Origin of the sequence: Pandoraea capi (assembly GCF_902459735.1) — a bacterium.
GTDB classification, from domain to species: domain Bacteria; phylum Pseudomonadota; class Gammaproteobacteria; order Burkholderiales; family Burkholderiaceae; genus Pandoraea; species Pandoraea capi.
Genome location: NZ_CABPRV010000002.1, coordinates 39,039 through 52,267, shown reverse-complemented (window position 1 = coordinate 52,267; position 13,229 = coordinate 39,039). Strand labels below are relative to the sequence as shown.

Annotated in this window: 11 protein-coding genes and 1 pseudogene; 7 read left to right on the top strand and 5 right to left on the bottom strand. The window is 64.2% G+C overall.

The annotated features are described in order from the left end of the window. Positions 1-7: 7 nt before the first annotated feature. Positions 8-1,081, bottom strand: coding sequence for a substrate-binding domain-containing protein (locus PCA20602_RS03805; RefSeq protein ID WP_150720058.1), 1,074 nt, complete (start codon positions 1,079-1,081; stop codon positions 8-10). A gap of 234 nt (positions 1,082-1,315) precedes the next feature. On the opposite strand from PCA20602_RS03805, the gene PCA20602_RS03800 reads away from it, so the two are divergent. The 7 genes from PCA20602_RS03800 (at position 1,316) to PCA20602_RS25515 (ending at position 8,060) form a co-directional block, all read left to right on the top strand. Then, positions 1,316-3,628, top strand: a complete 2,313-nt coding sequence (locus PCA20602_RS03800; protein ID WP_150720057.1) for an FdhF/YdeP family oxidoreductase — start codon at positions 1,316-1,318, stop codon at positions 3,626-3,628. Beyond that, a complete protein-coding gene (locus PCA20602_RS03795; RefSeq protein ID WP_150720056.1) occupies positions 3,621-3,914 on the top strand; it encodes a helix-turn-helix domain-containing protein in 294 nt (97 codons plus the stop codon). Before PCA20602_RS03800 ends, PCA20602_RS03795 begins: the two co-directional genes overlap by 8 nt. Positions 3,915-4,312: 398 nt before the next feature. After that, a complete protein-coding gene (locus PCA20602_RS03790) occupies positions 4,313-5,287 on the top strand; it encodes a fatty acid desaturase family protein (protein WP_174980783.1) in 975 nt (324 codons plus the stop codon). A 379-nt stretch (positions 5,288-5,666) separates the two neighbouring features. Continuing rightward, a complete protein-coding gene (locus PCA20602_RS03785) occupies positions 5,667-5,945 on the top strand; it encodes a hypothetical protein (protein ID WP_150720054.1) in 279 nt (92 codons plus the stop codon). After that, on the top strand, positions 5,935-6,189 hold the full coding sequence (locus PCA20602_RS03780) for a hypothetical protein (RefSeq protein ID WP_139133319.1): 255 nt from the start codon (positions 5,935-5,937) through the stop codon (positions 6,187-6,189). Before PCA20602_RS03785 ends, PCA20602_RS03780 begins: the two co-directional genes overlap by 11 nt. Positions 6,190-6,199: 10 nt before the next feature. After that, positions 6,200-7,858 carry a PepSY-associated TM helix domain-containing protein gene (locus PCA20602_RS03775; RefSeq protein WP_150720053.1) on the top strand — a complete coding sequence of 553 codons (1,659 nt, stop codon included), beginning with the start codon at positions 6,200-6,202 and terminating at the stop codon, positions 7,856-7,858. A 40-nt stretch (positions 7,859-7,898) separates the two neighbouring features. Beyond that, positions 7,899-8,060, top strand: a complete 162-nt coding sequence (locus PCA20602_RS25515; protein WP_174980775.1) for a hypothetical protein — start codon at positions 7,899-7,901, stop codon at positions 8,058-8,060. 97 nt (positions 8,061-8,157) lie between these two features. Here the strand turns inward: PCA20602_RS25515 and PCA20602_RS03770 are convergent, their stop codons facing one another. From PCA20602_RS03770 to pelF, 4 genes and pseudogenes are all read right to left on the bottom strand, one after another. Next, entirely contained in the window at positions 8,158-8,928 is a 771-nt protein-coding gene (locus PCA20602_RS03770; protein ID WP_069343885.1) for a ferredoxin--NADP reductase, read from the bottom strand. Between the two features lie 316 nt (positions 8,929-9,244). Continuing rightward, a pseudogene (gene galE, locus PCA20602_RS03765) lies at positions 9,245-10,108 on the bottom strand (UDP-glucose 4-epimerase GalE); the annotation flags it as partial. A 16-nt stretch (positions 10,109-10,124) separates the two neighbouring features. Beyond that, positions 10,125-11,501 (bottom strand): exopolysaccharide Pel transporter PelG, encoded by a 1,377-nt coding sequence (gene pelG / locus PCA20602_RS03760; RefSeq protein ID WP_150720051.1) that lies wholly within the window; start codon positions 11,499-11,501, stop codon positions 10,125-10,127. Continuing rightward, a complete protein-coding gene (gene pelF / locus PCA20602_RS03755) occupies positions 11,501-13,225 on the bottom strand; it encodes a GT4 family glycosyltransferase PelF (RefSeq protein WP_246182015.1) in 1,725 nt (574 codons plus the stop codon). The genes pelG and pelF overlap by 1 nt, the downstream gene beginning before the upstream one ends. Positions 13,226-13,229: the final 4 nt, after the last annotated feature.

The following is a 13,229-nucleotide window of genomic DNA, read 5'->3' as shown; positions in this document are numbered from 1 at the left end:
TGAAATTTCAACCCAACGACGGAAAAGCCTCCGACAACGATGTCACTCGCCCGGTCGCGCCTTCGCTGTATCCGGGAATCGCATGGACGGCTTGCCGATACTCGCCGCTCTGAAGGATTTCCAGCAGCCCCTGAAGGTGCGGTGAGTCGATACCGCTCTCGGGGAACATCAGGCAATAGCGCTCGGTAAGAATGGGGATGAAGTCGAGTCCGAACTGACTCGCAGCCGCTTCGATGGCCAGACCGGCATCCGCCCTGCCGCTGGCAATATAGGCCGCCACGGCCGCGTGCGTGAACTCGATATTCTCTGCACCGGCCACGGTGGAGGGATCGATGCCGTCACGCGCCAACAACAAGTCGAAAATGATGCGGGTCCCCGAGCCGCGCTCACGGTTTGCGAATCGCGCGCCGGTGCGCGGCAGATCGGCAAGCGCATGAATGCCAAGCGGATTGCCGCGTGCGACGAGCAAACCGAGGCGGCGGGAAGCGACATCCGCCACGCGATACGCCTTGCCCTTGAGCAACGGCACATAGTGATCGAGCACCGGCTCCGCAAGCGCGCCGATGGGGACGTGAAAACTCGCGACCTCGCACTCGTGCTTGGCCAGCGCGGCAATGGCTTCGATGCTGCCGCGATAGCTGACGTCGATCGGCAAACCGGCGCGCCCCGCGAAATCCACGAGCGCCGCCACCGCCAGGCCGTGACTCGCAAACAGTCGCAACTGACCGGTTTCCTGAAGCAGCAAGTCGTCGAGTTCCGTCTGCAACTCGGACGCCATCGTCTCCAGCAACGGCCCGAGCCGTGCCTGCAAGCGCTTCTGCCCCCACAATAGCCGCTGTGCCAGCGGCGTGAGCACGGCGCCGCGCCCACGGGCCATCGTCAGCAACGGGGCGCCCATAAGCGACTCGACCTCTTTGACATGCCCCCAGGCGCCCCGATACGACTGCCCGAGCACCTGACTGGCCGCTTGCAGGTTGCCATGCGCCTGGACTTCCGTGAGCAGGGACAACACCTTGTCGAGGGGCACGTCGGCGCCGTCATGCCGAAACCGCAATTGCGGCGCGATGGAGATACGCTTCATGAAGTCACCTCATATGCTATTCATTGCATAAATCAATCTATGCAAATTCCTGATAAGATGCCTACAAACGTCGATTTAACAGGCATCTCTGCATTGGCACCGACAGGAATTTCCCGGTGCAACGTGCTTTAATTATGCATCAATTTGCCTATTTGACGTGAAATGTTTCCCTTGGCTACCGTGTACCCACAAGGCCGCACGGCATGCCGACCAACCTCTGTCGGAACCCGCGTCATGTCTGCCCCGAAAATTGCCCCTTACGATCGCCCCGCCGGCGGTTGGGGCGCGCTCAAGAACGTCGCCATCCAGCTCGTCACCCAAGGCATTCCCCTCAAAGGCGCGCGCACGCTACTCAGCGCGAACCAGCCCAGCGGTTTCGACTGTCCGGGTTGTGCCTGGCCGGACCGGGAGCATGCGTCGACGTTCGAGTTCTGCGAGAACGGGGCCAAGGCAGTCGCCGCCGAAGCGACGAAGCGCCGCGTCACACCCGAGTTTTTCGCCACACGCAGCGTGACCGAGCTTCTCGAACTCGATGACTACACGCTCGAAGGCTTCGGCCGCCTCACGCACCCGATGCGCTACGACGCCGCCACCGACCGCTATCTGCCGATCGCCTGGGACGCCGCATTCGCCATGATCGGCGAGCATCTGCGCGCCCTGCCCGATCCGGATCAGGCCGCGTTCTACACGTCGGGACGCACCAGCAACGAAGCGGCATTCCTGTACCAACTGTTCGTACGTCAGTACGGCACGAACAACTTCCCTGACTGCTCGAACATGTGTCACGAGCCGACGAGTGTGGGCTTGCCGCCGGTCGTCGGCATCGGTAAAGGCACCGTCACACTCGAAGACTTCGAGCAGGCGGACACGCTGCTGCTCTTCGGTCAGAACCCGGGCACCAACCATCCGCGCATGCTCGGCGAGCTTCGCGAAGCGGCCAAACGGGGCGCTACGATCGTCTCGATCAATCTGCTGCACGAACGCGGTCTGGAGCGCTTTGCCGACCCGCAAAGTCCCGGCGAGATGCTGAGTATGGGCGGTACGGCCATCAGCGGACATTACGTCACTCCGGCCAGCGGCGGCGACTTCGCATTCGTGAAGGGCGTCATCAAGCACGTGCTGGAGCGCGACGCCGAGGCGCGAGCCAACGGCGCCCCGGCCCTGCTGGATGACGCCTTCATCGCCGAACACACCCACGGTTTCGACGACTTCGCCGCCGACGTGCGCGCCGAACGCTGGGACGATCTCGAACGCGCCTCCGGCGTGTCGCAAGCGCAGATGTCCCAGATCGCAGACGTCTACCTGCGCGGCGAGCGTGTGATCGCCACGTGGGGCATGGGCATCACGCAACACAAGCAGGCGGTGGCCACGATCCAGATGATCGTCAACCTGATGCTCCTGCGCGGCAACATCGGCCGCCCGGGCGCCGGCCTGTGCCCCGTGCGCGGACATAGCAACGTGCAGGGCGACCGCACCGTCGGCATCAACGAAAAACCGTCGGCGGCCTTCCTCGACCGGATCGCCGAGGTGTTCGACTTCGCACCCCCGCGTCACGAGGGTCTGGGGGTCGTCGACACGATCTCCGCCATGCTTGCCGGACGCATCAAGGTCTTCATCGGCATGGGCGGCAATTTCGCGATGGCCACGCCCGACACGCCGCGCACCTGGGAAGGTCTGCGCCAATGCGACCTGACCGTGCACGTGGCGACGAAGCTCAATCGCAGTCACCTCGTGCACGGACGCGACGCGCTGATTCTGCCGTGCCTCGGTCGCACGGAAATCGACATGCAGGACGGGACGGTGCAGGGTGTGACGGTCGAAGACTCGATGAGCATGGTGCATCTCTCTTACGGGATCAACGCACCGGCCTCGGAGCATCTGCGCTCGGAGCCCGCCATCGTCGCCGGCATCGCGCAAGCCACCATGGGCCGCGCGCTCGGCGGGCATGACGACTGGCACTGGTACACACAAGACTACGACCGTATTCGCGACGCCATCGCCGCCACGTTCGACGACTTCGCCGGATTCAATCGCCGCGTGCGGCATCCGGGCGGCTTCCGTCTGCCGGTGCCGCCGTCGGAGCGTCAATGGACGACAGCCAACGCCCGCGCGAACTTCACCACGCATCCGCTCCCGGACGAGCTCCCCATCGACGTGGCACGCCGACAGGCGGGCGCACGGGGCGCCGAAGTGCTGCAACTTGCCACCATCCGCTCGCACGACCAGTACAACACCACGATTTATGGTCTCAACGACCGGTATCGCGGCGTGTTCGGGCAGCGGCGCGTCGTCTTCGTCAATGTCGAGGATATGGACGCGCTGGGTCTGCGGGCTGGTGAGCGGGTCGACCTCGTCGGCGTGTGGAACGACGGCATTGCCCGTCGCGCCGACGATTTCCTGCTCGTCGCCTACGACATTCCGCGCGGCAGCATCGCCGCGTACTACCCCGAGACCAACGGGCTCGTGCCGCTCGACGCCATCGCGGACGGCGCCGGCACGCCGACGTCGAAGTCGGTCCCCGTGCTGCTGGAGCGCCGCCTTGGCTGACACCCCGGCGCACGACAACGATCTGGCGCAGGCCGAGCAGGACCTCGCTCGCCTGCTGCAAACGTTGGCCGACGGCCGGCAAGAAGGCCGCGAGTCGCTATCGCTCGCTCGCCTGGCCAAGCGCAGTACGTTGCCGATGAGCGCGTTGTTACGCTACCTCAGCGTGCTGACGGAAGCGGGATGGGTCTCGCTCGAAGACGGTGAGCGCGGCCTGCAACTGGTACGGCTCACGGCGGCCGGCGTCGCTCAACTGGACAGCCTGAGCACGTCCGGCGACCCGCAATAGCCCTTCGCCGACGTAGCACATGACGGAAATGCTACGAAAGTAAGGCGCTGCAACACGACTGACATATTCCCTTCCCGCAGGGCGACATACACTCTCGTCGCCACGTGCCGGAGCGCGTCGCGCAGCATCGCATCGAATGACGCCCGGCACGTCCCCTTGCGTTATTTCGTTGCACGCTGCTTTCAGTCACGTTACGTCACGGAGACCTCATGGAGAACGTCGTTGCGCGCCCGGCCGGGATTGATGCTGTCACACCCTCAGCCGCACCTGCCGTCGCGCCATCCGCCACTCCCCCGGCTTCCCTGGCCCCAGTCGCTTCTTCGGCCTCCCCCTGCCCCTCGTCTCCCGCCACCGCTGGGGCGACACCGTCGGTCGGCGCCACACTGACGAGCGACGCCATGCCATCGCCCGCGCTATGGCGCCACGCCAAACCATCGCACTGGAATCCCTGGCTGATCGGTCTGACGGCGCTCGCCGGCCTCTGGCAATGGCTCGGACTCGGCTACGCATTGCGCCAATGGGGGGGCTTCGCAGCGCTGTCGCTGCTTCCCGTGCTGCTCCTCACGCCCATGCACTGGGGGCTGATTCACGAGTCCATTCACGGTCAGTTGCGCCTTAAGCCGCGCGCCAACGAACGCACCGGCCGCACGCTCTCCTTCTTCCTCGGGCTGCCCTTCGAGATCATGCGATTCGGGCATCTGATGCACCATCGGTTCACCCGTCAACCCTATGACCAGCCCGACATCTCGACGCTGCCCGCCGACGCACCGCGCGCACAACGCGTGCGGCGCTGGTTCAGCTATCAGTCGCGCCTGCTCGGCGGCATGTGGCTCACGGAACTGTTCGCGCCGCTGATCGCGTGGATCCCGGCCAAGCGCCTGCCTGCGCTGGCATTGCGCGCGCTCGGCGCCGACCCGCAAGACGACGACGTGCGTCGCCGCGTGGTGATGTTCGCCTCCGATCCGGTGCGTCGCCGCCGGATTCAGCGGGACTTTCTGATCCTGTTCGTCGCGCTCGGTCTGGCGCTATGGGCTTACGGCCCCTGGTGGCCAGTGTTCGTGGCGACGTTCGTCGCGCGCGGCATCTGGCTGTCCATTGCCGACAACCTGCCGCACTTCGGCGTGACGATGGACGAGCCAGCCCGCTCGCGCAACTTCCATGCGCCGGCGCTCGGCCGCTTGCTGGTGCTCAATCATCACCTGCACCGCGTGCACCATCAGTACCCGACCGCCCCCTGGCATTTGCTGCCGGAAATCGATGCGGCACAGCCCACGTCCGGGCCGGTGATTCCCTACTGGCACGCGATCGTCCGCCAGTTTCATGGCCCCTTGCCGACCAGTAGTCTCATCGCCGACGCCGCTCGTGCGTCCTGAGCGCACGCCCGCCAAACATACGACGCATCATCTCAGCAAGCCTGATAGACAACGACACCTCACCTTGTCGTTGTCTGCACGCCACGCGTCACTTGTATATCCGGGATTTCGGACGGATTGTTTCGGGATTTGTCCGAATCGTGCTATAAATGCGAATCGTTTTCGTTAACGCTTACGTTTACGTTGGTTTACGTCATCAAGCGCCCTGAGAATACCGAAAGATGTCCAGCGGACGTCATCGGTCGGGCCTGACCGGAACCGTTTTTGACTTGCATCGCCAGCCACGTCGCCCCAGAGGCGGCGTTTTCGTTTGTCGAAGGGATGGCATCCGACGTTGGCAAAGCTTCATTTTTCAACGATTTTTCCGCACGACCCAAGCATGTTGATTGCATTGGCCATTGCACTGGCATGGCTCGCAGGCGGTGCCTGCTACCTCACGTCCGAACACCAGCGATTGCGCACGCAACGTCTGGCCGCGCAGCCCGCGCGCGCGATCGCGCTGATCGCGGCCCTTGTCAGCCTCGTGTGCTGGTGGGTCGCCGCCGGCGCGTCGGCAGGCATTGCGTCGGCTTTCATGTCGCTGAGCTTCGGCTTGCTGTTCTGGCCGTATGCCGCAGGCGGCTGGCATTGGCTGCGGGGAGACGCCCATGTGGAGTAGAACGTTCGCAGGCCTCGTCCCCGGTTTTTTTGCCGCCATGGCACTGTGCGGCGCCATCGCCTACATGACGCCTGCCGGCTGGCAAACCGCCGTCATTCCCGTCATCGCCCTCTTCCCGCTCGTATGGCTCGGTCTGTTTGCCGTGGTCTTCGCGAGCCGCACCGCGACACGCGCGTGGATCGGCATGGGCGCCACCACCGTCGTCGCCTGGGCCGCGCTGCTGTTGGCGCGCGCCGTCTGGTAAGGATCGCCCGATGCGCGCTCAAACCCTTCGTCAGTACCTCAGCGTCCACACGTGGGCCGGCATCGTGGCCGGTTTCGCCCTGTTCGTCGCCATGCTCGGCGGCGCCCTGACCGTCTTTCATCACGAGATCGAGCGCTGGGAGCAACCGGCAACGCGTCATGCCCCGCTCTCGCTCGCCCAGACCGAACAGCTCGCCGAGATGGTGCGTGCGCAGTACCCGGCGGCACGCGAACAGATGGGTGTGGTACTGCCCAGCCACTCGCCCGTGCCTTTCGCTTATTGGCTCCAGCCGGATGGTGAATGGATGCAGGCGAGACTGCGCCTGAATGCGGATGGCACGGCGACGTCGCTCATCGTCGGCGACGCGCGCCCCGGCCTGTCGAACACCGTCAACGCCCTGCACTACTCGCTGTCCGTCCCAACCTACGGTCTGTATCTGATGGGGGTGGTGTCGCTCTTTTACGGCATGGCGCTCGTCTCCGGCGTGATCGTGCACCTGCCGCGCGTCACGCGCGACATCTTTGCGCTGCGCCCGGGACGCAACCTCAAGCGCTTCTGGCAAGACGCGCACAACGCCATCGGCGTACTGAGCCTGCCGTTTCACATCGTCTTCGCACTCACGGGCGCGTTGCTGTGCCTGAGCCTGCCGCTGATGATGGCCTTTAACGTGGTGACGTTCGAGAACAAGCTGGCGCCGCAGTTCTTACAGATGACGGGCTCGGTGCCCGCGAAGATTGCGCCGGTCGACGGCAAGCCGCTCGACCTTCAGGCGATACTCGCCCGTGCAGCGCATGCTGCGCCCGACATGGAAACGACGGCGGTTGCCTGGTCGCGCTACGGCCAGCCCGATGCGGTCGCCGAGGTCTACGGCGAAGCCAGCGATTCGCTCGGCGTGTTCGCTGCGGTGGCCGTGCGTCTGAACGACGGTGAGATCGTCGGCCAGCACAGCCCGGGCATGCGCGATACGAACCATGCCGTGCTCAGCATGATCTATGGCGCGCACTTCGGTAACTTCGCCGGCGACGCCATGCGCTGGGTGTATTTCATCCTCGGCCTGATGGGCGCAGTGCTCGTCTACAGCGGCAATCTGCTCTGGCTCGAATCGCGCCGCAAACGCAATACCACCCTTCAGCCCGCGAATCTGCGGTGGATGGCGAAGGCTACGGCGGGCGTGTTCCTGGGCACTTGCCTCGGGATGGCAGTGGCGTTCGTCGGGGCGGTGATCGCTCCCGGCGCGAGCGCGCTGTCGATCTTTGTCGTCACCCTGGCGCTGTCGATGGTGTTCGCCGCGCTCACGGCGCCGGCTGTGGCTGCTACCGCATTGCTGATCGCGACGGCCGCCGCCTGTCTCGCCATTCCCGTCGCCGATGCCCTGTTCACCGCCGACAACCTCGTGCGCACGCTCGCCGATGGCGACTGGGTGCTCGCGGGCGTCGACCTGATCGCACTCGTGAGCGCCGTGATCTTTGCGTTGTTCGCCCGTGCGACGTGGCGTCGCGCGCGTCGCGGCGATCCGAACAGCGTCTGGGCCTATCCGATGGCCAACGCGAGCGCCGCGCAGACGGCGAAGTCGTCCACATCCACCAACACCGACGCGCCGACGCAAGCCCAGCGCCGCAACACCCTCACAACAGCGCTGCCCGAACAGTCGAATCCCGCACGCAGTTGATGACGGGGGCTACTGTCCGCTCAAGAGCAAGCAATACGAAGTGGGCTGGAAGGCGGACAAGCAATCGTGGGGCGCGAATCTGGCCCTGTTCCGTGTCGAGCGCGGCTATGGCTACACGAATCAGGCCAACTTCTTCGTCCAGGACGGCACGCAACGCTTTCAGGGGCTGGACGCCAGCGATGGATTTCTGATCGGCGCCTGAAAGACCGGCAGGATCGACACAACGAAAAAGGCCGCTCGATGAGCGGCCTTTTCCTGCATCTCTTTACGGCAACATTCGAACGGTCTAACCGAATGGATTAGCCAACAAATGCGCGCTCGACCAGATAGTGCCCCGGTGCGTGGTTGTGACCTTCGACGAAGCCGCGCTTTTCCAGCAGCTCGCGGGTGTCCTTGAGCATGGCCGGGCTGCCGCACAGCATCACGCGGTCATTTTCCGGCGAGAACTCCGGCAGACCGATGTCCGTGAATATCTTGCCCGATTCGACCAGCTCCGTGATACGGCCCTGATTCTCGAACTCTTCACGCGTGACCGTCGGGTAGTAGATCAGCTTGTCGCGAATGTACTCGCCCAGATACTCATGCTCCGGCAGATGCTGCGTGATCAGGTCACGGTAGGCCAGTTCGCTCGTGAAGCGGCAGCCGTGCACCAGAATGATGTGCTCGTAGCGATCGTAGACTTCCGGGTCGCGGATGATGCTCATGAACGGCGCGAGACCCGTGCCCGTCGAGAGCAGATACAGGTTCTTGCCCGGCAGGAGGTTGTCGTCGATGAGCGTGCCCGTCGGCTTGCGGCCCACGATCACCTTGTCGCCCGGCTTGATGTTTTGCAGACGCGAGGTCAGCGGACCATCCTGCACCTTGATGCTCAGGAACTCCAGCTCTTCCTCGTAATTCGCGCTCGCCATGCTATAGGCGCGCAGCAGCGGCTTGCCATCCACTTCCAGCCCGATCATGGTGAACTGGCCATTGACGTAACGGAACGAAGCGTCGCGAGTGGTCTTGAAGCTGAACAGCGTGTCGGTCCAGTGATGGACTTCCAACACGGTTTGTTGATTCTGAATGCTCATATTGACTTGACGTGTGACGGAGGCCGGCGACATTGCGCTTCGACGAAACCGACAAACACAACGATGTCGGCCGGAATCGCCAGAAAGACGCGCTCGCGGGCCATCCCTGACGGCCCTGATGCCAGAACTCCAGGCGCATCAGGTATACGCACTATCGGTTATGGACGGGAAAACCCCACCATTTTACCCCAATTGGGAATAGCTTTCATTTGTCCCCTGAGTCATTTAAGGCATATCGATATGCCCGAGGGGTATATCAGCTGGGGCTGCCCGGGCCGCGCGCAATGGCGCGCCCATGGACACAGGCGACGCCGGATCAGCGATAGCCGTCCGGGTTGCGATGCTGCCAGCGCCATTGATCCGCGCACATCTGCGCCAGATCGTACTGCGCCTGCCAGCCCAGCAACGCCTGTGCGCGGGCCGGGTTGGCATAGGAGACACCAATGTCGCCCGAGCGGCGCTCGACGATCTCGTATGGCACCGGACGGCCACTGGCCGCCTCGAACGCCCGCAAGACATCCAGCACGCTGCTCCCTGCCCCGGCGCCCAGATTCACGGTGAACCCCGCGTCGAGCGCATGCAGGCCCGCCAGCGCAGACAGATGCCCCCGTGCCAGATCCACCACATGAATGTAGTCGCGACCCCCGGTGCCGTCGGGCGTCGGCCAATCGCCGCCATACACCTTGAGTAACGGCTGTTTGCCTACGGCGACCTGCGCGACGAACGGCACCAGGTTGTTCGGGGTGACGCCCGGATCCTCTCCGATCAGCCCGCTCTCGTGCGCACCGACCGGATTGAAGTACCGCAGCACGCCGATGCGCCAGCGAGGATCCGATTTGGCCGTGTCGGTGGGAATCTGCTCGGCCATGAGCTTGGTATGGCCGTACGGGTTGGCCGTCGCAAGCGCCGCCGTCTCGTCGACGGGCACGGTCGCCTGATTGCCGTAGACGGCCGCCGATGAACTGAACACCAGATGCCGCATATCGTGACGATCCATCGTCTCGATGAGCGTGAGCAAGCTGCCCAGATTGTTTCGGTAATAAAGAGACGGCTTCTCGAGCGATTCGCCGATGGACTTCAGCGCGGCAAAGTGGATCGCGCCGTCGATACGGTAACGCGTGAAAACGTCGTCCATGACGCTTGCCGAACACGCATCGCCTTCGACGCATGGAGCGAGCCCGTCGTCCCCCGATATTTCAGGCATGCGGGCGCATGTAAGTGTCGTATTCGAGCGCTGCGAGACGCCTCGACAGCCGGTACGCGCCGAGCCCCAGGACACATGACAGGGCCAGTGCAAAGCCATATCCGTACGACGCCGGCCCGTAGTGCAGACTCCCCCATGTCAACAGGGCGTTGAGCACTACCAATAGCGAGGTCAGCAGCAACACGTCGCGCCGCCGGTCAAGATAGAACAGCACGTTGAGCACGCCGAGCAACAGGACTTGCAACCCGGCCGAGATGACGTCGATGCGCAGCAACGCTTGCCGTCCGGCGGGAACGCCCACCCAACGGAGCAAATCGTCGCCGAACGCGAAGACGAGCAGCGTCACCACGGCCTGCACCTTCAGAATCTCGAACAGTCCGGTACGCACGGCACGCACCATCAACACACGCGACGCCGAGATCTGGCGTAGGGTGCCGCCGCGTCGCACCGCGTCGAAAAAGCCCGTATAGGCTTCCGCAAAATCCGTCTCGATACGCAGCAGGAACACCGCCATGCCGGGAATCACGCAGAGGTACGAAAGGAATACCGGCAGGTCATAGACCGGTGCCGCGCGCAACGGACCGATGACGTTCATCCCCGTGGCCGGCCACCACCAGAACATCAGCTTGTCGATCCAGATCCCCAGTCCGAAGCAAACGCCGACCGCCACGAGCGACAGACGAAGATTGCGCGGCACGAACACCGCCCACGAGAGCCACGTGGACGCACGGTAATTCCGGGCGACGACGACGGTAAAGCCGAGCAGCAATGCCGTGTGGCCGATGACGAAACCGCCCAGCAGGCCCGTGAGGCCATACCGCCCCAGCAGCACTGCGCAGATCACCGTCAGGCTGTAGCCGGCGCAGAAGATACCGAGAATCACGCGGTACTGCTTCACACTGGTAAGGAACAGCACCACGATCCACAGATTGCCGAGCAGCACGAATCCCATCCACATCAGCCACCGGTACGCCAGCGGCTGGTCGGCAAAGAGGGTCTGCGAGAGGAGCAGACCGATGCCGCCGAGCACGACAGTCGTGACCAGTGTCACGGCGTTGAAAGACGGCATGACGGCCTGCGGCTCGCCCGCGAACAGGCGATCGCTCAAATACCGGGTGAAGGCCAGTTGAATCAGTCCGGTGACGATCACGCTCGACGCGATCAGATACGTCACCGACACCTGAAACTGCGTCAACACCAATTGCGGATGCACTTGCGCAAGACTCATCAGACCGACGAGCACCACACCGACCATCGACAGCACCAGCGGCCCGGCGCTGATGATGCCCGCATAACTGTAGGCGGCAAAGGTGCCCGAGAGCGTATCGCTGCGCAGCAGACGCCTCAACTCAAAACCGATCCCGGCCATCAGCGCTCGCCCTCCGTGCCGGACGCACGCCCGGCATGTTCAGCGCCTCCGGCGTTTGCGGCATCGTCGGTCGTCCACTGCCGGTACAACGCACGGTAGGCGTCGCGCAGGGTATCGAGCCGGTACGACCGCTCGACACGGGCGATGCCCGCGCGGCTGGCCGCATGCCACGCATCGGGCTCCAGCACCTCGACGATGGCGGCGGCGAGCGCCTCCGGATCGGCCATCGGCACGATGCGTCCCGAGCGTCCGAGCGCCCGGTCCTCCGGATCGTTGCCTTCGATCAGTTGACGACATGCGCCGACATCCGTTGCCACCACCGGCACCCCGGCAGCCGCTGCTTCGAGCATGACCAGCGGCAGGGCCTCGGAGACGGACGACAACGCGAGCACGCCGATCTGCGGCAGCACCGATTCGACGACGCGATATCCCATGAACCTCACCTGATACTCCATCCCCAGACTGGCTGCGAGGTCGCGGCATTCCTGCGCATAGGCCCGGTCTTCCGTGTCCGGCCCGACGATCCAGCCCTGCACGTCCGGACGGGCGCGGTAAGCCAGAAACACCGCGCGCAGGAAGGTCTTGATGTCCTTGACCGGCACCACACGCCCGATCAAGGCGACGACCGGCGGAATGTCGGCCCGCTCGCGATGCGTCGCTCTGAGTGCCGCAAAGCGGGCAATGTCCACGCCGTTGGCGATACTGCGTGTCTTGTGCGCGGGCGCCCCGTCTGCGATCTGCCGCTGACGGCTGCCCTCGTACAGCGACACGATGTCGTCCGCCGTGTCGTAGCAAACGCGGCCAATGGCCTCGAAGAACCGCATCCAGAGATTCTGGAAGTAACCCACGCGAGAGATGTCGCGCTCGAAGGGGCCACGGTTGTCACGCAGCCATTCGCTTTGCAGCAGATCGAGCTTGCGCTCCTTCGTATAACTGCCGTGCTCGGTCACCAGCAGCGCGCGTCCCGTCGCTATGCGCAGCATCGCGCCCAATAGCCCGGCATATCCCGTGGACACCGTGTGGTACATCTTCGCGGCGGGCATGTCGGCGGCGATCCGCGCGAGTTGCCAGATCGGTTTGTGCATCGCCCGGATCGTCCAGAAGTAGTCGGTGAACGACGGGTCATGACAGAAACGCTCGTATCGCTGCGTGATGAACTCCCATGATCGCTCGCTGTGCGCAAACGTCGGCTGCGAGAGCGGTTCGCCGTCGCGCAGCATCGGCAGAAGATGTTCGAGCATGCTGCGCAATCCGTCCACGCGCATGGACTCCGCCGTCTCGCCTCCACCCGCCGCCTCTTCGTGACGCTGACGAAACAGATCGTGCAAGCGGGCGACCCGGGCAAATGCGTCCGCGTCGGCTGCGTTCGATCCTTTCGACTTTCCGTGGGTGGACGTGGGCCCACCGCCGCGCATTTCGGGCCGCGCCGCCGAGTCTGGCAATGCCGTGGACGTCTCGTATAGGTAATGCGCCTCGAAATGGGTCACATTCGGCGGCATCGGATACACAGGCGCACCGTAGTCACTCCGGCGGCTGCCGATGAAGACTACGGCGAAGGTCAGGTCCGGAAAGGCGCGGATGAGTTGGTCGACCCACGACGATACGCCGCCACGCACGTAAGGGAACGTGCCTTCCAGCAGGAGAGCGACGTCCGCCACCGTCGTGCGACGGGACGGGGGGCGCTCGGGCATATCCTGGTGACGAAATGCGGTCATGGTGGTCATCTCG